Source organism: Candidatus Sulfuricurvum sp. RIFRC-1 (assembly GCF_000310245.1).
Taxonomy (GTDB): Bacteria; Campylobacterota; Campylobacteria; order Campylobacterales; family Sulfurimonadaceae; genus Sulfuricurvum.
Map to the genome: position 1 here is coordinate 1,265,169 of NC_020505.1, position 21,810 is coordinate 1,286,978.

Here is a 21,810-nt window from a genome sequence, read left to right on the forward strand (position 1 = left end):
TTCCTTTTATTTGGTCAAATTCATATAGATTTCGGGTAACACTTTGGGGAGTTTTTTGGCATCGCGAATCACGGCATACGAATTTCTCCCGAACAGATAGGGGAGATACTCTTTCGCATCGATATCGATCGTGATACAAAACGGCGTGATCCCTTTTTGTTTCACCTCTTCGATCGCTTTTTTCGTATCTTCGATCCCGTAACGTCCATCGTAGCGATCGACATCATTGGGTTTTCCGTCACTGAGAATCAACAGAAGCTTGTTAGCACTGTGCTGTTTCTCTAAAATCTTGGCACTCTCCCGTATCCCTGCACCGAGCCGTGTGTAATACCCCGGTTTAATGGCATGAATCCGACCGCGAACGTTGTCGCTGTAGCTCTCTTTGAAATTTTTAATGATGTGAAAGTTGACCTTCGTATTTTTGATCGATGAAAACGTATAGATGGCAAACCGATCTTGCAGACGGTGCAGCGATTCGGAGAACACCATCAGGGCATCTTGTATCATGTCGATAACCCGTATCTCTTGCGTGATCCCCGCTTCCGTGGAGAGGGAAACATCCGCCAAGATCAGAGTAGACATATCCCTCATCTTTCTCTCATACGTCTCAAAAAATCGCTGCGGGTGGTTTGAACGGTTCTGATGTCCTTTGTAATCGATCCATGTATCGATATTGATCTCATCGCCATAGGGGAGATTATCTCTTTTGATCCGATCGAGTTCCATCAGATCCAGTTCACTTTGGATACGGCGCATCATTTTTTGCAGTCGTTTGGGTAACTCGATAGGCTCGGTATAGAGAGAAACAAAGGGTTTGATGCAGACATAGTTTTTAAGATAGACCTCTTTTTTATAGTCCCACTCATCGATAAAATGCCCTTTACCTAATGGATATTCTTCAATACTGTTGGCAGAGATATCCAGATCCATTTTGATCCGTGCACAGAGGTTGGCATCTTTTTGTCCCAGCGTTATCTCATCCAAATCTTCGGCATTGTAGAGGGCATCTTCATCGTAACTGTCGTTTTCCTGCCGATCTACACGCACTTGCTCCATAAAACTCAGTATCGATTCGGGTAAAAAGAGGAGAAGTCCGTCCGTCTCTTTTTTATCATCGATCTGTTCACTCTTTTTCTTCATCTGCAAGGTTTCACTTTGACGCTGCTCATCGTTTTGTCGTTGTATCTCCTCTTCATCACTGCTGTCTAGGAGTTTATTAGCGGTAGAGAGGGAAGGATAAATCCATAAAGGGTTGGGATAATTATCCGCTGATGAGCCTTCGAGTGAAGGTTCAATCGTGGATAATTCAGGATAATTTTGCACTAAAAAAGGGTATGCATACGTATAAAATTCGTTAAAACCAGTATATCTTTCGATCAGCAGACGAATGGCATTCGTATTTTCAGAGGATATATTTTTTGTTTTGATGTTGACGATTGTTAGCATGGCAATCAGCCAGTAATAGTGCATCTCATTGTGCACTCTATGGGGAAAATAGGCTAAAGAGGCAGGGAGGTAAACCCCTTTTTCATCTTGCCAGGCAAGGAAAAAAGTTTTACCGGTTCCTGAAAATTTCTCTAGCAGCGTTCGCGATGTTTTAATCGATCGTTTGTCGGTAATATGAAGTTCTTTGCCTTTTTCACCCCCTAAAAGGTGGTAAAAGAGTTTTAACCCTTTGGCAATGTCAGAAAATACGACCGCTTCCTCTTTAAAAAAACGAGACGCTTTTTGGGTGACATAGTGATCCCAAAACTTACCGACTTTTTCATCCATTACGCGCTTACTTTCTCTTCTTTCACAAAGAAACTGTAGAAATAGGTCAACAGTCCCAAGAGAACCATTACCCCAAAGGCTAAACGAACCATATAAACGGTAGAGATAGCCGCTTGGGTTTCCATAAAGCCAACCGCATGTGCCGCGTCAGGAAGACGTTGCATCTCGATTTGCATAATCCCCGCAACCGTTAATGCCAACGTCAAGCCGATCATACCGAGTACCATCATCCAAAAACTGGCTAATTCCACTTTTTGCGATTTTGGTCCATTTCCATGAGGTCGTCCGCGAAGGATCGGCATGGCATACGATATCATCGTGAAACAAATCATCACATACGCACCGAAAAAGGCGAGATGCCCGTGTGCAGCGGTCAACTGTGTACCGTGTGTGTAGTAATTAATTGGTGCGAGTGTGTGTAAAAAGCCCCAGACCCCTGCGCCCAAGAATCCCACTACAGCCGTACCTTTTGCCCATGTCAAGGCGATTTTATTGTCATGTTGTATACGACGATTTTTCGCCATATTGTAGGCAAATAGAATCATCAAGAAAAAGGGGATAGGCTCTGCCGCCGAAGCAATCGATCCGATCCACAACCAATAACTCGGAGTACCGATATAGAAAAAGTGATGCCCTGTTCCGGCAAGCCCGGAGATAAGGGTCATCGCAATAATCAAATAAAGCCATTTATCAATGTGCTCACGATCAACTCCGGTCGTTTTAATGAGGACAAACGCCAAAAGAGCCCCTAAAATAAGTTCCCACGTCGCTTCAACCCACAAATGGACAACGAACCACCAGAAGAATTTATCCATAACAAGGTTTTCAGGGACGTAAAATGCGAATAAAAAGAAAGCCGCCAAACCAAAAAGACCCGTCAATAAAATAACCGATATCGTCGTTTTACGACCTTTAAGAACCGTCATAGTCACATTTAAAATATACGATACAACGACCAGAACAATACCGACCTTAGTAAGTGTCGGCTGTTCCAAAAACTCACGACCCATCGTCGGCCAAAAGCTGTTCGCAAGGGACTCCGCCAATGTTGCATAAGGGACAAATAAATATCCAAGGATTGTCGCTACCCCTGCCGCCGCAAAAATCCAAAATGTCAGTTTCGCCAGCATCGGGCTCCAGAGTTCTCGTTCGCTCTCTTCAGGAATCAGGTAGTACGTCGCACCCATAAATCCAAACAACAAAAGGACGATCAATAAATTCGTATGAACCATACGGAGTACATTAAACGGTATCGCCGGAAATAAAAAGTCACCATAGAGGTATTGTGTCCCCATGGCAAGACCAAAAACAATCTCCCCGGCAAGGAGAATGAGTGCAAATATAAAATATGGTTTTGCGACCATTTGAGATGAATATTTCATAGGCTCTCCTTATCCTTTGATGTTTGGCGGCCACTCTTGATTGTTGACACGTGAGGTCCAAATCAAAAAGTCTGCAAGATTATTTACTTGTTCCGGCGTTAGATGAAATTGCGGCATTTTTCTTCTATCCGAAGTTTCTAGCGGTTGTGCCGCCATCCAGCTTGCTAGATACGTTTTAAAAGCAGCTTCGTCATTTCCACCCAAACGAGGAAAAGCATTACCGAGTTCCGGAGCATAATATGCCCCTTCTCCCATAATCGTGTGACAACCGACACAGTTGTTGTTTTCCCATACTTTTTTACCCAAAGCAACGGATTCCGTAATTTTGTCATCATGACTTAATTTCGGAATTTGCTTTACGGTATCAAAGGTAAGTCCTGTAAATACCAAAATGGCAAAAAGGCCCCCGCCAAAGTAAATATTTCTGGCCATATTTTTAGTAATACGCTCAGTCATTTTAACCCCCATTTTTATTCTACCTAATTGTAGTAATTGAAATAGTAGCTAAACTAATTTAATTCCACCTTTATATAGTAATTAGTAAGAACTAACGTTTCGTTGAGGGTAAATATTTTTATGCTGTTTTGAAGCGATTAAAAGTGGTGGAGAAAGAGTGATATGCAGGAGAAATGAATTCTATTCATTTCTCAATACGGTTAAAACATCGACTTCAGAGGCTTTTTTTGCGGGATACCACGCAGAGAGGAGGACGATCACAAATGCACCGATAATAATCGAGAAGAAATCGATAACACTCAGATCCAATGGTAAAGTCGAGGTAGGATAGACATCGGCAGGCAATGAGATGATTTCAAATGTCCCCAATATCCACATCCCTAAAAATCCTAATATCGCTCCCGTGCTAATCCCCAAAACACCGATGACTATACCGAGAATCAAAAAGATTTTTTTAACTTCTTGCTTCGATGCACCCAGCGAAATAAGCAGAGCAATCTCACTGCGACGGTTCATCACGGTCATCAGTAACGACGAGATGATATTAATCGCAGCGATGAGAATAATCAGCATCAAAACGATAAAGAGCGACATTTTCTCCATTTTGAGAGCGGCAAAAAAGTTCCCGTTATCTTCCCACCATCCGCGTATCGATACCGTATCGGGGAGAACTGCTTTCACGCGGTTGATGTCGGCTTCGGGATTGGGCGAATGGATATGGATACCGTCATAAAGATTTTCGGGAATTCCCAAAATACGCTGCAACGATTCCAAGGAGGTATAGGAGAACCCTTTGTCATAGGCACTGAGTCCTGAGTTGAACGTTGAAACCACTTCAAAACGTTTAATCTTAGGGGTAAGGGCTAAACCGCCCGGCTCCATCTGGGTAAAAATATAGGTGAGTTTTTCACCTTCGCCGAGAATAAACTGCTCTTTGAGCGTTTGCCCCACCATCACCTGAAATTTACCGGGGGTTCCCGCATTTAACCCTTCAGCGACAATACGGTTTACCTTCGCTTCTTGGGAAAAATCGACACCGAACAAATATCCCCCCTCCATCTGATCACCACTGCGGGAAAGTACGGCAGAGGTAACATAAGGGCTAAACGATAAATCGGGGAATTTAGCTCTAAGTTGTTCGAGCAAAGTGGTATCTACAGTGCCGTAAAATTTGGGTTGAATGGTGAGGGGGTAGTTCATAACGGTGAGTTTTTTCTTGAACTCATTGTCAAAACCGTTCATCAGTGCCATCGCGATGATAAGGACCATTACCCCTAACGCGATTCCTGAAAATGCGAGGAGTGCTGAGAGAAAGATAAAAGGCTGCTCTTTGTCAAAGCGCAAAAACCGTTTGACAAGGTAGGAGACGATATTCAAGAGGCAAATACCCCTTTTTTCGGTCCCGATTTTCCGCAGCAATTTTTGTATTTTAGGCCGCTTCCACACGGGCATTCGTCATTACGAGCCACTTTCTTATCGTCGCCTTCATGTTCTTGATGGTTAAGACTCATGCGAAACGCTTCCTGTTTTTCCTCTAATTCCATTTGGCGGGCAAACGCCTCAGCCTCTTCTTCGGCATTGTCAACTCTGAATCGGATGATATGAAGCGTTTTAATCGTATCGTATTTGATCGTTTCAACCAGCTCGCTAAAGAGGTTGTAGCTCTCTTTTTTGTACTCGACCAACGGATCTTTTTGGTTATAGGCACGAAGACGGATACCCGTTTTCATGCTGTCCATTTGGTACAAGTGTTCACGCCATGCTGTATCGAGCGTTTTAAGATAAATTTCACGCTCAATATCACTGCGGAGTTTAGGCTCAACAACCGACATTTTATCGTTGTATTCATCGCTCAAGAGGAGAAGCATCTGTGCTCGGATGATATTGAACTCTTTTTCAGTGAAGAGTGAAGCGTCAATATCGGTATTGAGTTCTTCTTTAAGTACCGCGACAAGATGATCAATATCGATCTCTTCTTGTGGGATTCCTTCGAAAATACCGCAATTCATCAGGGTACGATCAATGTATTCTGAACGGATGGTATCGATTTTCTCACCGACGTTGTATTCAGGGTTGAGAAGATCCCCACGGAAACGGTAGACGATTTTACGTTGTTCGTTGGCGACATCATCGTATTCAACGATATTTTTACGCCCTTCAAAATGCATATTTTCCACTTTTTTCTGCGCTTTTTCAACGGCGCGCGTTACCATTGCCGATTCGATGTACTCACCGTCTTCAACGCCCAAACGCTCCATAATCGATTTGATTTTGTCGGAGCCGAAAATACGAAGCAAGCTGTCCTCGAGTGATAGGTAAAACTGGCTGGTTCCCGGATCACCCTGACGCCCTGCACGTCCGCGAAGCTGATTGTCGATACGGCGGTTCTCGTGACGCTCGGTTCCAAGGATATACAATCCGCCGAGTGTTTTGATCTCATCGCTGACTTTAATGTCAACCCCGCGACCCGCCATATTGGTTGCAATCGTAATAGCACCTTTGGCTCCGGCATTTTTAATGATTTCACCCTCTTGTGCGTGGTTTTTCGCATTTAAAACCGTATGAGGGATTTTTTGGGCTTTCAATAGTTCATGCAACTTTTCCGATTTTTCAATGGAAGCCGTACCGATGAGCATCGGCTGCCCTTTTGCATTGAGCTCTTTGATTTTTTTGATTACGGCTTCAAATTTTTCCAATTCGGTTTTGTAAATCAAATCATTCAGATCTTCACGGATAACCGGAACATTGGTCGGGATTGAGATAACATCGAGGTTATAAATTTGAGCGAATTCGGTCGCTTCGGTTTGAGCCGTTCCCGTCATACCGCCGATTTTTCCATACATACGAAAATAGTTTTGGTAGGTAATATCCGCGAGAGTTTGGGTCTCTTCTTTGATAATAACCCCCTCTTTCGCTTCCAATGCCTGATGTAAACCTTCGGAGTAACGACGCCCTTCCGATAAACGTCCGGTAAACTCATCGACGATGACGATTTGACCCTCTTGGATCACATAGTCAACATCGCATTCGAAAATAAAGTTGGCTTTCAACGCTTGATCGAGATGGTGAGAGAGTGCTGAGTTCTCGATGCTGTAAAGATTATCGACTCCGAAAAGCTCCTCCGCACGCCCGATCCCCTCTTCGGTAATGAGGATAAGACGGTCTTTCTCATCAACGCTAAAATGCTCCTCTTTGACTAATGCTTTGGCAACCGCATCGGCGCGGGTGTAGTTTTCTAACGTTCGGTTCGTAGGACCTGAAATAATAAGCGGTGTACGTGCTTCATCGATCAAAATCGAGTCCACTTCATCGACGATAACATACGCATGACCGCGTTGAACCATGTGTTCTTTGCTGTAAGTCATATTGTCGCGAAGGTAATCAAATCCAAATTCGTTATTCGTACCGTAGGTGATATCACACGCGTATTGTTCCCGTTTGTTGGCCGGGTTATAGCCGCTCTCAACCAAGATTCCGGTCGTGTATCCCAAAAAGGAGTAAAGCTCAGACATCTGAGTTCCATCACGTCCGGCAAGGTAATCATTGACAGTGACGACATGAACCCCATTGCCGCTCATAGCATTCAATGCTACCGCCAATGTCGCAACAAGGGTTTTCCCCTCCCCCGTTTTCATCTCGGCGATACGCCCCTCGTGCAGTACCATCCCCCCGATGAGCTGAACGTCAAAATGACGCATCCCTAAAACACGTTTACTCGCCTCTCGGGTAATTGCAAACGAATCGACCAATACGGCATCCACAGCTTTCGTATGGTTCTGGACAGACTCTTTTAACGCAGCAAATGCTTCTTGGAGCTCACTGTCGCTTAACGCCGAAAAATGGGATTCGCGAGCATTGATCTGTGCAACGCGCTTGAGATATTTTTTGATTTCGTGATCATTCTTGGTACCGAAAATTTTTCCGAGGAACGTTTGGAGCATTAAAAACCTTCATTATGAACAGTATTGAAAAAGTCGCTGATTTTAGCATACGAAATCTATTGTTTTGGTTAATAACCATAGGGTACAATGTCAACATTACACTATTCAAGGAATTTATGTGCGTTTTTTACCACTTCTGTTTGCTCTGAGCCTCACCCTCGCAGCATCACCGAAAGAAATTAACTCTTTTAACGGAAAATTTGTTCAAACGATTATCGACGATAACGGAAAAAAGATTGTATATAGCGGTGAGCTTTGGGCTTCCAAGCCTCAAAATGCCCTCTGGGTCTATCAAAAACCGATCCAAAAAAGCGTCTACATCAACGCTCAAAAAATTACCGTTGTCGAACCTTCTATCGAGCAAGTTACTCTGAGAACCCTCGATGATGAGATCGATTTTCTTCAAATCATCCAAAAAGCTAAAAAAGTGGATGACGAAAAATATTCCGCTACGGTAAAAGGGGAAAACTACACCATTATGTTTAAAAACGACCTACTCAGTTCTATCAGCTATACCGATAGTTTTGATAATAAAGTAGCGATCGTTTTTGCCAATCCTTCCCAAAACAGACCGATCGAAATGAGTAAATTCAAACCGGTCATTCCTGAGGATTTCGACGTCATTAAAGACCGTTAATGCTCTAATGATGCTCGCATCGCTCCACTACCCGTTCTCTCCCATGTTTCCCGATTTCGCATTGAAATGTCGTATGGGAAATACCGATCTCTTCGAGTGCATGGGTTAACTCATGCAGTATGGCATTCGTTTCACTGAGTCTCATATCCTGATGGAAATTGAGGCGTGCTTCCAAAAAAACACTCTCATCGTCCAACTGCCATAAATGGATATGATGAATACTCTCGATACTTTCAAATGCGGATACTTTTTCAACAACGGCATCAATACTGACATGATCAGGGGCAAACTGCATCAACATACCTCCCGATTCACGAACAATTCCATACGATGAGCGGATCAGGTAAAAAGAGATCAAAAGCGATAACAGCGGATCGATCCAATACCATCCATAGAAATAGATCATAACTCCCCCAGCCAGTACGGCAAACGAGGTCATCAAATCCCCCATTAAGTGTAGGTAGGCTGAACGGATATTGAGATTATGGTCGGCATCACGATGGAGCAGCCATGCGGAGAGCCCGTTTACCACGATACCCAATGCCGCCAACGCCATAACCCATGTCACCTCCACCGCCTGAGGTGTGATTAGACGCTGAATCGACTCAATAATGAGATACATTGAGACGGCGATCAATACCGAAGCATTAAAGAGTGCAGCAAGAATTTCGGCACGTTTAAATCCAAACGTTTGGGCAATATTTTGAGGACGGTGGGAAAGCCGATGGGCATAATAGCTGATAATAAGGCTCATTACGTCGCTAAAGTTATGCAGCGCATCACTCAAAAGTGCTAATGATCCGGAGACTATTCCACCGATAAACTGAGCAACGGTAATGATCAGATTGAGAATAACACTAAAAAGGAGTTTCCCTCCGCTAATATCACTGTGATTATGATGGTGATGGTGATGGTGGTGTTCCATGAAAAACTGTCCAAAATGAAATTGAGAGACTTTATCGAAAGTAGCTTTTATTTGCCTAAATGTTACCCAATAGTTACTATGCAACGTTTATTCTACACTCCGAGTAAGAATTTTTTCTTGCTACACCCGATAAGGAGTCTCCCATGACAGTCGGAACGAATTACAATTCGTATGCGTCATATACTTCTTCAATCTCTTCTACTACGCAAAGTTCAAAACCGAGTTTTGAAGATATCGCATCAGAGATGCTTACTGCATTAGATACAGACAGTGATGGCTCAGTTAGTTCGAGTGAGTTTTCCGCTGCATCCTCTAGTAGTTCATCCGCAAGCGATATTTTTTCCATCCTCGATACCGACAGCAGCGGCAGTATGAGCACTGAAGAACTGGTAGCGGCACTTAAAAACATGAAGCCACCAGAAGGATCGGAAAATGAAGGAGGGATGCCACCACCGCCACCGGGCGGAATGCCACCTCCTCCACCTCCAAGCGAATCGACATCGGCATCATCCGAAAGCGAAAGCACCACCAGTGAAGTTTTTGCTGCACTCGATACCAACGAAGACGGTACCATCAGCATGGAGGAGCTTATGGCACTTTTTGAAGATCCCAAAGAAGAGGAGAACAAAACTTCTGCTTCATCGGCATCTACTAGCAGTTCAACTGCCTCCAAGGATAGTCAAAACGAATGGCTTCAAAAACTTCTCTCATACTACAGCAGTAACAATACCGCTACAACTTCTACCACTTCTCTCCTCAGCATCAGCGCGTGATGCTCCATGCCCTTTTGGGCATGTTACTTAGTTGTTACTTTTCCATCGATATAATCGCTTTATGATTAACGTTTTAATGATCGAAGATGATATCGAACTGGCACAATTGTTAAAAGTACGTCTCCATCGGGACAATATCGACGTTACCATCGCACCAACGCCGCTGGAAGGGTTAAGTCTTTTTCAAACCCAACCGTTTGATCTGCTGGTTCTTGATTTATCACTTCCTCAGATGGACGGTATAGAGATATGCCGACTTATTCGTCAAGAGAGCCCGATCCCGATCATCATCTCTTCCGCACGATCCGATATACGCGATAAGATGATGGGTTTTTCACGCGGTGCGGATGACTATCTCCCCAAGCCCTATGATCCGCAGGAACTTACATTCCGCATTGATGCCATCATGCGCCGCATGCATCCGACCCTTCCGCAGAAAGCATCCCCTTTTGAAGTGGATGAAGCGAAGCACGAAATAACCCGCCATGGATCGGTTTTACGGCTGACACCGGCTGAATACGATATCGTCTCGTATATGATCCAAAAAGATCAATACGCCATTTCACGCGAAGAGCTGCTCCTCAACATCGGCTCGATCAAGTATGAGAGCAGCCTCAAAAGCATCGATGTCATTATGGGACGTATCCGCCAAAAAATCGGCGACGACACTAAAAATCCACGCTATATCGTATCCGTACGTGGAATAGGATATAAATTTGTCAATGAATAATCACTCTATTATACGGCTAATTGCCCTCTTCTTTCTCCTCATTTTTGCCTTGATAAACGGGTTATTTTGGATCGCAAATCAACATTTTTCCAAAGAGCAAGAGGGGGATAGAATGAGACGTTTCGCTTTGGCAGAGCGGCTTATCCATCATAAAAGCGGAAATTTTGATACGGAACTAAAGCAGTTAATGGTCGCCTCCTCTTCTCTCTCACCCGATTTCCTCCGATCTCACGGAAAGAGTGTGGCGGAATTCCCCTTTGGTAAAATGATCAACTATAACGGTAAAATTTATTTTGTAAAATCACTGCCGCCGAAATTTCCTTTTCTCCCTCCTCCGATGTTCGATCACGTTTTACCGCCTCCGCCCCCTCTATTGGGTGATTTTTCTCCTATCGTCTTAGAAGACTTAAAAAAAGAATCATCGTGGAGTATGTGGAGCGTTATGATTGCCATTGACGTTCTTGTTTTGCTCTTTTTCGGCTTCATACTCAAAAAACTTACCCCCCTGCACCGTCTCAAAAATGCCATCATCAATTTCAAAGAGGGGGATACCCATCTGGATGTACCGATTGAGGGAAAAGACGAGATCTCCCAAATCACCCATGAATTCAACCATGCATTAGAGAAAATCGCGTCGATGAAAGAGGCCAGAGCCCTCTTTTTACGCAATATCCTCCATGAGCTGAAAACCCCGATTATGAAAGGCTCTCTCACCGCCGACTGCATTAGTGAATCAGCTGAACAAGCGCGGTTGAAACGGATTTTTACTCGGATGGATTATCTGTTGGGTGAGTTTTCAAAAATGGAGCAGTTTAGCAGCGGCGAATGGCACCTGAATCTTCAAGAGTACCGTTTTGTCGATCTACTCGATCATACATGCGATATATTGTTATGCGATAAAAAAAGCCTTACGATCAAAGGGGAAGATTCGGCCCTTATAATCAAAGTCGATTTTGAACTTTTTGCGATTGCATTAAAAAATCTTCTCGACAATGCATTCAAATATTCCAATGCAAAACCAACGGTAATCATACTCTCCCATTCCATCGAGATATGCAGTGTCGGAGAGGCGCTGAGTGAAGAGAACCGTCACTTTAGCAAACCGTTCAACCGCACCTATGAAAGTTCAATGACAGGACTGGGGTTAGGTTTATACATAACCCATTCTATTCTTAAAAAGCATGGATTTAAACTCGAATATAACTACGCTTCGGGGCTGAATTGTTTTCGGATACAATTAGAAAAAAGGTTTTAAATGTTGAAACGGGCTTTATTACTTATTTCTTTAGTAAGCGTCTCATACGTGTACGCTTCCGATTATTCCCTTTCACTCAGCGCCGATACCACAAAATTCGATTATGCCGAAACCGATAGAAGCGGAAATTTACTCGATACAGAAAGAGCCGATTACGGCAAAATATCGGGTCTAACGATCACACTCGAACCACGCTATCAAGGATGGTATTTCAGTGCTGCCTATGCCGAAGGAAATACGAATTATGTGGGAAGTTTGCTTGGTTCGGGAGATCCTTACGGATCCTACCGAGGCATCACAGCCAATGAAATAGAAGATTACATACTCGGGTACAAAGCAACAGCGCGAGATACCCGTGGCGATTGGGAAATTCCACTCACCGTAGGAGTAGGATACCGTCGATGGCTACGGCAACTGGGGTATGATGAACTTTATGACTGGGGATACTACAATTTCGGCATCGGTCTCCATCTCCGTCTCTCTTCGACTATGTCTATCGGGGCAGACGCAGCATATCAAAAAGCATTTAATGCCCAAATGTATGAAAATTTGCATGGTTATACCTATAATCTAAACAATGTCTACGGCTACAAAATTACGGTACCATTTGAGGTTATGCTCAGTCATCAACTAGGCGCTTTTATTTCGTATAAATACGAGTTCTGGAATATCGACGCTTCCAATTCGGTCGGTGGATTTTATGAACCCGACAGTGAGACAAATAACGAAACTCTGTCGTTTGGATTTAAATTTTATTTTTGAACATGTTTGTACATCAAAACTGAAATGAGTTATAATATTCGTAATTATATTATGTTGCGGAGTATGAATGACTTACACTAACATCAAATGGAAACATCATCGATGTGTGTAATAAATTTCAAAGCTTGTTTACGTGATAATTCTCTCAACACACCTCTCCCACCTCTACACAAAGTGCCAACGGAGGGGTTTTCTTTATGAACAACTTACAATCCCAACTTCAAACTATCAAAAATCAATCGAACGGTTATACTAAATCCCCAAAAACTTTTGAAGAACAGCTCCAACATTTAAAAGAAAAAAATCTTATTATCACCAATGAAGCCTATACTCTCAAAAAGCTCTCCCATATTAACTACTACCGACTAAGTGCCTATTTTTTACCTTTGCAACATCCGAAATCATCCAAATTAGACGGTATTTTTTTAGATAATGTACGCTTTGAAGATGTTCTTGAACTCTATTTTTTTGATGTTGAGCTAAGAAAAACCGTCTTTAAAGCGATAGAATCGATCGAGGTCTATTTCAGAACACAGATCGCGTATCATCATTCATTGACTTATGGAGCATTTGGCTATCTTGATCCTGAAAACTTTAAAACCTCCCCTGAATTTTTTGACAAAGTCATGGTGGGTATTCGAGAAGAGACAAACCGATCCAGTGAAACGTTTATCGCCCATTTCAAAGAAAAATACAACACGACCGACCTCCCCGTCTGGGCTATGGTCGAAGTGGTCTCGATGAGCACCCTCTCCAAAATCTATGCCATGCTCAAAACCACTGAACAGCAGGCCGTTACATATGCACTAAACGGTGTGAGCAAAGATTTGTTTCACAACTGGTTTCATGCCCTCACCGTCATGCGTAATATTTGCGCTCATCACAGCCGACTATGGAACAAGACGCTGGGTGTCAGTTTCGAAAAACCGCGTAAAATCAAAGAGTTTCACTCTTTACAGGGGGATAAAGTTTTTTTTGCTCTCAGTGTTATCGCGTATATTCTCGATGCAATCGGTGAAGAGGCTGATTTCCAAAGTGACATTAAAACGCTCATAGCTACCCATCCGAAAATCAATATTAAATCGATGGGATTTGTAAATGGGTGGGAAGAAATGTCGGTGTGGGAATGAAATTAAAAATACTGAATCTTATCGGCCTTCGGGTTATGAGCCCGACGATCAACTATGATAGGGAGTTTCTAAATGAAAAAAATACTTAATGAAGCAAAAGCTGATTCTATCGCTGTCTACAATGCACTGGATATTGCAAGTGGCGGAAATCTCTCCCTTATAAAACAAAGCATTGCTCAAACATTTCATGGATTTTTAGAAGCCAAATTCAATAATCTTGTTTTAGACATACTTTCGAATGAAATTAGTGAAGATGAACTTTTGGAGTTTATTCATTCTCAATCCGAGAACAATAAAGAGTTCATTTCAAATCTTATTTTAAAAAATATGCACGCCGACAATCGGATTACTACTTTTTTATTAGCAAAATTATGGATTCAAAAAATAAAAAACGGGTCACTCAATTACTATGAGTCATCCCTTTTTGCCAATATAAATTCTTTAACATATGAAGATTTTGAGATATTTTATGAGCTTTGGAAGAATAAAAAAACAACTCAATACGGTCATTTTTATTATGAAATTAATGAGCATCAATATTTTTATATTGATGCTCAAAACAAGTTATTGAGTTTAGGAATATTGGAAAAGCCAAATGTTGTTGGTGGATTTACTCCAGACAAAACGATGGAACGACGTTTGAAAGTATTTGAGGGTACTGGATTTAGCGATTTCCTATTTGAATTATTAAAAGACTTTTTCGAAAATAACTAAACCAACCCGAGCAACGCCACCAACAATACCGGCGGGGTGACGATCAGCCCCACTTTCATGTATTCGCCCCACCCGATTTTAACCCCTTTTTGCGCCAAAACATGAAGCCAAAGAAGCGTTGCGAGTGAACCGATCGGGGTCATTTTCGGCCCGAGGTTGCATCCGATGATATTAGCATAAGCAAGCGCACTGTTCCCCGCTTCGGCAATCGCGATGTCCATGATCATAATGGTCGGCATGTTATTCATAACCGAGCTGAGGATGGCGGAGAGAAAGCCCGTACCGATCACAGCATACACATTTCCCATACTCTGAAGCTCTATAATAAGTCCAGCGAGATACGTTGTAAGCCCACCGTTTTTAAGACCATACACGACGACATACAGCCCTATACTGAACCATACGACTTGCCACGGTGCCGCTTTGATCGTCATGATCGGTTTGGTTGCTTTGAAATAGGTTGCAATAGCAAGAAACACCAATGCACCGCCGAGAGCAAACACTGAAACAGGGAGGTGATAGATATCCCCGATAAAATACCCCACCATCAGCAATGCCAAAAACCACCAGCTGAGGCGGAACATTGTCATGTTTTTGATCGCCGACTCTGGAGTTGAAAGCCCAGTAATATCGATGCGGGTAGGAATATCTTTGCGAAAGTAGATCCACAACACAATGATAGAGGCGATGATACTGAGAAGGTTTGGCAAGAACATGGTCTTGGCATATTCCCAAAACCCGAGATTGAAATACCCTGCCGTTACGATATTGGTTAGATTAGAAATTACGAGCGGATTACTGGCACTGTCCCCGATAAATCCACCCGCCATCAAAAACGCGAACATCGGAAGCGGCTTCATATTAAGATACTTCATTTTTGCCAGTACAATCGGCGTTAGAATCAATGCCGCGCCGTCATTGGCAAAAAATGCCGCCACAAGAGCACCGAGTATCATCATATAGATGAACATCACATGACCGTTCCCGTGTGAGAGACGCGCCATTTTCAGCGCCGCCCACTCGAAAAAGCCGATCTCATCGAGTACCATCGAGAGTAGAATGATCCCTATAAAGGCGAGCGTTGCATCCCAAACGATAGACGTTACTGTCCACACGTCAGTAAGGCTGACAACACCTAAAGCCACTGCGGCAATGGCACCAGCTACTGCGGATGTGCCGATTTGTAGCCCACGAGGTTGCCAGATGACTAAGACTAAGGTAATTAAAAAAAGTGTTACGGCAAGGATCATAAAATATTCTCTTCAATAGGATTTTTAATAAAAGCTTTTACCTGATCTTCAATTGTATCACGTACAACGCGCACTTGTTCCATAATCTCTTCATCGCTTCCGATGAAAGTTGACGGATCAGGGAAACTCCACATAATAATTCGGCTAATACCGGGGAAGATCGGACAACGTTGTGCTGCTTCCGCATCACAAACCGTAATCACATGGCTAAATGTTCTCCCCTCTTTGTAAAGGTTAAATACCCCTTTGGTTTCATTTTCTGATATATCGATCCCTTTTTCACCCATTGCACGAACAACATAAGAATTGAGGGTTCCGGGTTCGATCCCTGCACTCTCGCTACTGTCGTTATTTTGCGCGTATTGGTTGAAAAAAGCCTCGGCCATTTGGCTTCTTGCACTGTTATGGACACAGACGAATAATACTTTCAACATGGAATGCCCCTATTATGTTTTGCTGATAGCACTATATCGAAATTTATTTTAATAAATCAATATATCTTGATATATTATTACTGTTTCGCTACAATACGCTCTATGGAGGTGATTATGGAAATCTTTTTAGAAACAATATCAGCACTCAATGATGAAACACGAATCAAAATACTGGCATTTTTGGATCAACATGGGCCACTGTGTGTATGCGATTTGCAATCTTCATTAGGTATGATCCAGTCACGTCTCTCACGGCATCTCAAAATCCTCAAAGACGGGGGATTTTTACGGGTGGATCGGTGCGGAACGTGGGCTTATTACTCTATAAGAACACCATTAGACCGGTTCCGAAGCGAAGCACTGGCTGAAATCCGATGTCTGGGAATCACCCTTCCCCCACTACAAAAATTATCTGAAACAGGAGACTGTAAATTATGAAAAATGTCCTTATCCTTTGCACCGGCAACAGCTGTCGCTCCATCATGGCCGAAGCGCTCATCAACGCTAAAATGGGCGATTGTGTCAAAGCGTTCAGCTCCGGTGTTAAAGCCAGCGGTGCCGTAAACCCAAATGCCCAAGCACTCTTAGAAGAAAAGGGGTACTGGAGAGAAGAATATCACTCCAAGGTAATCGAAACCGTACTGAACAACGAGTTTGATTTGATCGTCACCGTTTGTGACCACGCCCATGAGACCTGCCCGATGTTCCCTAAAGCGGTGAAAACGATCCATGTCGCATTCGAAGATCCGAGCGGAAAAGCAGTGGAAGAGTATGAAAAAACGCTCGATCTGATCGAAGCGACCCTTCTTCCGATCGTCAAATCTGAGTTGTGTGACTGATTATGTGGCAGGAGAGCGTCAATATCCTCGTCTATGAGTGGCTGAAAATGCCTCAGGGGGAGAAGCTCTCCGACGCTCTAAACTTTTTTATCTACGACACGGTAAAAATTCTCTTTTTACTCATCGTTATTATTTTTATCGTAACCTTACTACGCTCTTATTTTTCAACCGAGAAAGTACGGGAATACCTCAGTAAAAAGCATGAATATACGGGCAATGTTCTCGCCGCACTGTTCGGGATTATTACCCCGTTTTGCTCGTGCTCGGCGATACCGCTGTTTTTAGGATTTCTACAGGCACGTATTCCTTTGGGGGTGACGTTTAGCTTTCTTATCTCCGCGCCTCTAAACAACGAAATCGCCATTGCTATGCTCTTTGGGCTATTTGGCTGGAAAGTAACGGCTTTGTATATCGGGTTTGGTTTGCTGGTGGCGATTGTGGGGGGTATCATTATCGGAAGACTGGGGCTAGAGAAAGAGATTTTGATCGAGGTAAAACCGATAGAGGGTGAGATTAGAGCAGAAGCTCAGGTTATCCCTTTTAAAATACGACTGATTGAAGCCAAAGCGTACACGCTCGATATTTTTCGAAAAATTTGGCTCTATGTCCTCATCGGTGTGAGTGTGGGAGCCTTTATTCACGGATACGTCCCGACGGAGATTATCACCTCTATTGCAGGGGCGGATAATCTGTTTGCCGTACCGCTCGCAACGCTGCTGGGGGTTCCGATGTATTCCAATGCCGCAGGGGTTATGCCACTCATCGAAGTGCTTACTTCCAAAGGGATGCTTTTGGGGACGGCACTTAGCTTTATGATGGCAATCACCGCCCTCTCCCTCCCCGAAGCGATGATACTAAAGCGGGTGATGAGCCTCAAACTCATCGGTATCTTTTTCGGTACGGTGACGCTTGGGATTATGGGCGTCGGATACTTGTTTAATGCAATCTTATAATTTAATAGGAGTTAATATGAAAATCGATATTACCAATCAAACGGGCGGAGTGAAAGCCTTTCTCAGCGGTTTCAGTACCGAAGAGCTAGGTACGAAGATCGAAGCATGTAAAAGCGGCAATTGCGAGTGTGCTTGTGATCCTGAACTCATGCAAAAGATCGAAGGAATAGAGTTAACTACGGTCGAAGGTGGCTCTATTCTGAGTATTACAGGTGATGTGAATGCAGATACACTTGCACCTATGATGAAAGAATGCCTATTGGGAGAAAAACAATGAAAATAGAAATTTTAGGTACCGGATGTACCAAATGCAAAGCCCTCGAAGAGGCAACCAAACAAGCGGTAGCTCAAAGCGGAAAATTTGCTCAAATAGAAAAGGTTGAGGACATTATGAAGATAATGGAGTACGGAGTGATGAGCACTCCGGGGCTTGTGATCGATGGGAAAGTCCTCAGCACCGGAAAACTTCTTAGCGTCAATGAGATTGTGGAACTCATCAAAGCACAATGAAAACACTCTTTTTCCTTCTATTTCTTGGAAATATTCTCTATGCTGAGAGCTTTGAGAGCTATTTAAAACGTTTCGATTACAACGAACGCACCGAAATGAAGATCAAAAGTCTCGAAGCGGTTGAACTCTATAAAATGGGAGAGGTCGAATTTGTCGATATCCGTTTCAAAGAGGAACAAGCCATTTGGAGTTTCCCTTTTATGAAAAAAATACCCCTAAACGAACTCCCCGATCGACTGGGTGAACTCGACAAAAACAAAACCATTGTGACCGTCTGCCCCCACTACGACCGCGCTGAAATGGCACGAATATATTTAACGCTAAAAGGGTATAAAAGCCGCTATCTTACTGACGGACTGCTTGGATTGGCAGGGTATCTGCGCGGTGATGAAGCCAAAGAATTTATAGAGGAAACAGCAGGGAAAATAAAACCTTAAAAGAGGTATTTGCGTTACAATCGTAATTATGAAAATACAATCACTTAACCGCAACATTATCGCCCTCGGTGCTAACAGTTTTTTCACCGATTTCTCGACCGAGATGATTCTCCCTCTCCTCCCCATTTTTCTGGAGCGGTTCCTTCACGCGTCTAAAAGTGAAATCGGTCTGATCGAGGGGACAGCGGAGCTGGGGGTTGCGTTACTCATTGCACTTTCAGGATTTTATTCGGACCGTCTCGGAAAACGCAAAGGGCTGACGGTATTGGGTTACGCCCTCTCGAACTTCATCAAACCCCTTGCCTTTTTCGCCCAAAGTGCGACGATGATTGCCGCAATCCGAATCGGTGATCGCCTCTCCAAAGGGATACGGGTCGCTCCTCGCGATGCCCTGATCAGTGCCTCTACCCCCAAAGAGATCAGCGGATTCGTATTCGGGTTTCATAAAATGATGGACGGTGCAGGAGCCTTGGCAGGGGCACTCACCGCTTTTGTCGTTTTGTGGTTCCTGGGGGAGAGCGAATCCTCTTTTCGAACCGTCTTTGCTATTAGTCTGATCCCCGGACTTATCTCGATGGCAATTCTCATCTTTCTGGTCACCGATACTCCGTTTGAGCCTTCAAAGAGCCGATTTGTGCCAAAAGCTCTCCCTTCTTCGTTTTATTGGCTGGTGGGATTCCAAAGCCTCTTTAGCCTCATTGCCATGAACTACTCGTTTATGCTTCTCAAAGCTGAAAGTAACGGCCTTGCTCTCGTGATGATCCCGCTTGCCTATGCCCTCTATAATCTCACCCAATCCCTCTTCGCCATCCCCATCGGAAAATTCGCCGACCGAATCGGCAAGTCTACCCTGTTGTCTGCCGTCTATATTGCATTCGGTTTGGGTGCGTTGGCGATGACATTAGGCTACGCATGGGCCATTTGGCTGGGTTTTGGAATCTACGGGTTTTTCGCCGCCGGCTTTAACGCATTAGCAAAGGCAATTATTTCGGATACCGCACCGATGGAGTTCAAAGCAACCGCCTACGGGATTTATTATACGGCGGTAGGGATTGCAACTTTTGCCTCATTGGTACTCGGCGGAATTATTTGGGATCATTACGGCAGTACCCTTCTTTTTTCGATTGCGTCATCATCAGCTCTTGTACTTGGTGCATTACTTTATTTTATGCGGCATCGTCTGTTACACACCGATTAAAAAGTGCTAGAATAGCGAACAGGTAATTTCAAGGATAGAAATATTATGTTCCGCTCGATACACGATTCACTCGAACCGAAAATTGTTACTTTATTCAAGCGGCAGGGATATTCACGTGCTGATTTTATCGCCGATACTATTGCCGGTTTAGCCGTAGCGATTGTCGCGCTTCCACTGGCTATGGCGATCGCTATCGCATCCAATCTACCCCCTGAGCGGGGACTCTTTACCGCGATTGTTGCCGGATTTCTGATCTCGGCGCATGGCGGAAGCCGCTATCAGATCGGAGGACCGACTGCGGCGTTTATCGTCACCGTTGCAACGGTAGCGATGAAACACGGCTACGAGGGATTGGTTCTGGCAACCATTATGGCAGGGATCATTCTCATGATAATGGCGTTTGTCCGAGCCGGTGAGCTCATCAAATTTATCCCCTACCCCGTTATTGTCGGATTTACCTCCGGTATTGCTCTGCTCATTGCTTTTTCGCAGATTCGTGATTTCTTCGGCCTCTCTATCGCTACGGTTCCCCCCGATTTTGTCGATAAACTCTACGTTTATCTCGCCCATCTGCATGAAACCAATTTTATTGCCGTTATGGTTGCCCTTGTCTCAATCGGAATCATCATCGCGGCCAAACGTCATACTCCGCACATTCCCGGACCGATTATCGTAGTTACCCTCTCGGCGCTAGCCGTATGGGGGTTGGGACTTCCGGTCGAAACGATAGAGAGCCGTTTTGGATCTATCCCCTCCATGCTTCCCTCCCCCGTGTGGCCTGAAATCACGTTTGATAAACTTCGCCTTCTCCTCCCTGATGCCATCACGATCGCTACCCTCGCCGCTATCGAATCCCTCCTCTCGGCAGTTGTCGCCGACGGTATGACCGGAACACGCCATAAATCCAATGCCGAGCTTTTAGGTCAAGGGGTTGCCAATATCGCTTCGGGGATTTTCGGCGGCCTTCCCGCAACCGGAGCCATCGCTCGCACCGCGACCAATATTAAAGCCGGAGCACGCACTCCGGTAGCCGGGATGATGCACGCATTCTGGCTTTTTATTTTTATGCTTCTTTTAGCCCCGTTCATTGTTAAAGTACCTCTCGCGGCACTTGCCGCTATTTTAATGGTCGTAGCATGGAACATGTCCGAGATCAAGCATATCCGTGAAATTATGCACGCCCCTCGAACTGACCGCATTGTCCTCATTGTCACGTTTGGCCTTACCGTATTGGTCGATCTCAATTTTGCTATCCAAGCGGGGATTGCTCTCGCTTCCATTCTGTTTATCGATCAAATGATGAAGGCAACCCATATTCGGGCCGTCGAGAACGACGAAGATGATCCTGATTCCATCCAGAACAAGAGCATCCCGCATGAAGTCGAAGTGTATGAGATACAAGGGCCGCTATTTTTCGGTGTAGCGGAAAAACTGGTGGATACCCTCGCGCTGTTTGAAAAACCGTCACAGGTATTTATCTTACGTATGCGTTACGTTCCGCTGATCGATGCTGCCGGCTTACATGCGCTAGAAGTCTTACATGAACGGCTTCATGAGAAAAATACCCATTTAATCCTCTCTGGGGTCAACCCGCAAGTACGAAAATTTATCGAAAAATCTCATATTGATGAACGTATCGGAAAAGAGAATATCGTCGACCATATCGACAAAGCACTGGCACGATGCCATGAACTTTTAACGCGTGATTGAG

General features: G+C 44.0%; 23 protein-coding genes. 15 read left to right on the forward strand and 8 right to left on the reverse strand.

Annotation, left to right across the window (positions count from 1 at the left end; translation table 11 throughout):
- Positions 1 to 6: 6 nt before the first annotated feature.
- The 5 genes from B649_RS06330 to secA form a co-directional block, all read right to left on the reverse strand.
- Positions 7 to 1,773 carry a VWA domain-containing protein gene (locus tag B649_RS06330; RefSeq protein ID WP_015653686.1) on the reverse strand — a complete coding sequence of 589 codons (1,767 nt, stop codon included), beginning with the start codon at positions 1,771 to 1,773 and terminating at the stop codon, positions 7 to 9.
- Entirely contained in the window at positions 1,773 to 3,155 is a 1,383-nt protein-coding gene (locus tag B649_RS06335) for a cbb3-type cytochrome c oxidase subunit I (protein ID WP_015653687.1), read from the reverse strand. Before B649_RS06335 ends, B649_RS06330 begins: the two co-directional genes overlap by 1 nt.
- Before the next feature lie 9 nt (positions 3,156 to 3,164).
- Positions 3,165 to 3,611, reverse strand: a complete 447-nt coding sequence (locus tag B649_RS06340; RefSeq protein ID WP_041192623.1) for a cytochrome c — start codon at positions 3,609 to 3,611, stop codon at positions 3,165 to 3,167.
- A gap of 180 nt (positions 3,612 to 3,791) precedes the next feature.
- A complete protein-coding gene (locus tag B649_RS06345) occupies positions 3,792 to 4,988 on the reverse strand; it encodes an ABC transporter permease (RefSeq protein WP_015653689.1) in 1,197 nt (398 codons plus the stop codon).
- Complete coding sequence (gene secA, locus B649_RS06350) at positions 4,985 to 7,552, reverse strand: preprotein translocase subunit SecA (protein ID WP_015653690.1); 2,568 nt, start codon at positions 7,550 to 7,552, stop codon at positions 4,985 to 4,987. Before secA ends, B649_RS06345 begins: the two co-directional genes overlap by 4 nt.
- 118 nt (positions 7,553 to 7,670) lie before the next feature.
- Between secA and lolA the strand changes: the two genes are divergently transcribed.
- The gene (gene lolA / locus B649_RS06355; RefSeq protein ID WP_015653691.1) at positions 7,671 to 8,189 is read left to right on the forward strand and encodes a LolA-like outer membrane lipoprotein chaperone; all 519 of its coding nucleotides are present in this window, start codon (positions 7,671 to 7,673) and stop codon (positions 8,187 to 8,189) included.
- Positions 8,190 to 8,193: 4 nt separating this feature from the next.
- Here the strand turns inward: lolA and B649_RS06360 are convergent, their stop codons facing one another.
- Positions 8,194 to 9,114 carry a cation diffusion facilitator family transporter gene (locus B649_RS06360; RefSeq protein WP_015653692.1) on the reverse strand — a complete coding sequence of 307 codons (921 nt, stop codon included), beginning with the start codon at positions 9,112 to 9,114 and terminating at the stop codon, positions 8,194 to 8,196.
- A 143-nt stretch (positions 9,115 to 9,257) separates the two neighbouring features.
- Between B649_RS06360 and B649_RS06365 the strand changes: the two genes are divergently transcribed.
- The 6 genes from B649_RS06365 (at position 9,258) to B649_RS06390 (ending at position 14,478) form a co-directional block, all read left to right on the forward strand.
- Complete coding sequence (locus B649_RS06365) at positions 9,258 to 9,887, forward strand: EF-hand domain-containing protein (protein WP_015653693.1); 630 nt, start codon at positions 9,258 to 9,260, stop codon at positions 9,885 to 9,887.
- A 61-nt stretch (positions 9,888 to 9,948) separates the two neighbouring features.
- Positions 9,949 to 10,617, forward strand: a complete 669-nt coding sequence (locus B649_RS06370) for a response regulator transcription factor (RefSeq protein ID WP_041192417.1) — start codon at positions 9,949 to 9,951, stop codon at positions 10,615 to 10,617.
- Complete coding sequence (locus B649_RS06375) at positions 10,610 to 11,872, forward strand: ArsS family sensor histidine kinase (protein ID WP_015653695.1); 1,263 nt, start codon at positions 10,610 to 10,612, stop codon at positions 11,870 to 11,872. Before B649_RS06370 ends, B649_RS06375 begins: the two co-directional genes overlap by 8 nt.
- The gene (locus tag B649_RS06380; protein ID WP_015653696.1) at positions 11,873 to 12,634 is read left to right on the forward strand and encodes a hypothetical protein; all 762 of its coding nucleotides are present in this window, start codon (positions 11,873 to 11,875) and stop codon (positions 12,632 to 12,634) included.
- 197 nt (positions 12,635 to 12,831) lie between these two features.
- The gene (locus tag B649_RS06385) at positions 12,832 to 13,764 is read left to right on the forward strand and encodes an Abi family protein (protein ID WP_015653697.1); all 933 of its coding nucleotides are present in this window, start codon (positions 12,832 to 12,834) and stop codon (positions 13,762 to 13,764) included.
- Positions 13,765 to 13,836: 72 nt separating this feature from the next.
- Entirely contained in the window at positions 13,837 to 14,478 is a 642-nt protein-coding gene (locus B649_RS06390) for a hypothetical protein (RefSeq protein WP_015653698.1), read from the forward strand.
- On the opposite strand, the gene B649_RS06395 is transcribed toward B649_RS06390, so the two are convergent.
- Together B649_RS06395 and B649_RS06400 are read right to left on the reverse strand one after the other, a co-directional pair.
- Positions 14,475 to 15,728 carry an arsenic transporter gene (locus tag B649_RS06395; RefSeq protein ID WP_015653699.1) on the reverse strand — a complete coding sequence of 418 codons (1,254 nt, stop codon included), beginning with the start codon at positions 15,726 to 15,728 and terminating at the stop codon, positions 14,475 to 14,477. The genes B649_RS06390 and B649_RS06395 overlap by 4 nt on opposite strands.
- The gene (locus tag B649_RS06400; protein ID WP_015653700.1) at positions 15,725 to 16,162 is read right to left on the reverse strand and encodes an arsenate reductase ArsC; all 438 of its coding nucleotides are present in this window, start codon (positions 16,160 to 16,162) and stop codon (positions 15,725 to 15,727) included. The genes B649_RS06395 and B649_RS06400 overlap by 4 nt, the downstream gene beginning before the upstream one ends.
- 114 nt (positions 16,163 to 16,276) lie before the next feature.
- Between B649_RS06400 and B649_RS06405 the strand changes: the two genes are divergently transcribed.
- From B649_RS06405 to sulP, 8 genes are read left to right on the forward strand one after another with little or no spacing between them, the layout of a single operon-like run.
- Positions 16,277 to 16,600 carry a metalloregulator ArsR/SmtB family transcription factor gene (locus B649_RS06405; protein WP_015653701.1) on the forward strand — a complete coding sequence of 108 codons (324 nt, stop codon included), beginning with the start codon at positions 16,277 to 16,279 and terminating at the stop codon, positions 16,598 to 16,600.
- Positions 16,597 to 17,001: an arsenate reductase ArsC gene (locus B649_RS06410; protein ID WP_015653702.1), complete on the forward strand. Its 405-nt coding sequence runs from the start codon at positions 16,597 to 16,599 to the stop codon at positions 16,999 to 17,001. The genes B649_RS06405 and B649_RS06410 overlap by 4 nt, the downstream gene beginning before the upstream one ends.
- 2 nt (positions 17,002 to 17,003) lie before the next feature.
- Positions 17,004 to 17,954, forward strand: a complete 951-nt coding sequence (locus B649_RS06415) for a permease (protein ID WP_015653703.1) — start codon at positions 17,004 to 17,006, stop codon at positions 17,952 to 17,954.
- 16 nt (positions 17,955 to 17,970) lie between these two features.
- A complete protein-coding gene (locus B649_RS06420; RefSeq protein ID WP_015653704.1) occupies positions 17,971 to 18,231 on the forward strand; it encodes a hypothetical protein in 261 nt (86 codons plus the stop codon).
- Entirely contained in the window at positions 18,228 to 18,464 is a 237-nt protein-coding gene (locus B649_RS06425) for a thioredoxin family protein (protein ID WP_015653705.1), read from the forward strand. The genes B649_RS06420 and B649_RS06425 overlap by 4 nt, the downstream gene beginning before the upstream one ends.
- Entirely contained in the window at positions 18,461 to 18,901 is a 441-nt protein-coding gene (locus B649_RS06430; protein WP_015653706.1) for a rhodanese-like domain-containing protein, read from the forward strand. Before B649_RS06425 ends, B649_RS06430 begins: the two co-directional genes overlap by 4 nt.
- 28 nt (positions 18,902 to 18,929) lie before the next feature.
- Entirely contained in the window at positions 18,930 to 20,099 is a 1,170-nt protein-coding gene (locus B649_RS06435) for an MFS transporter (RefSeq protein WP_015653707.1), read from the forward strand.
- Positions 20,100 to 20,144: 45 nt separating this feature from the next.
- Complete coding sequence (sulP, locus tag B649_RS06440; RefSeq protein ID WP_015653708.1) at positions 20,145 to 21,809, forward strand: sulfate permease; 1,665 nt, start codon at positions 20,145 to 20,147, stop codon at positions 21,807 to 21,809.
- Position 21,810 lies beyond the last annotated feature (1 nt).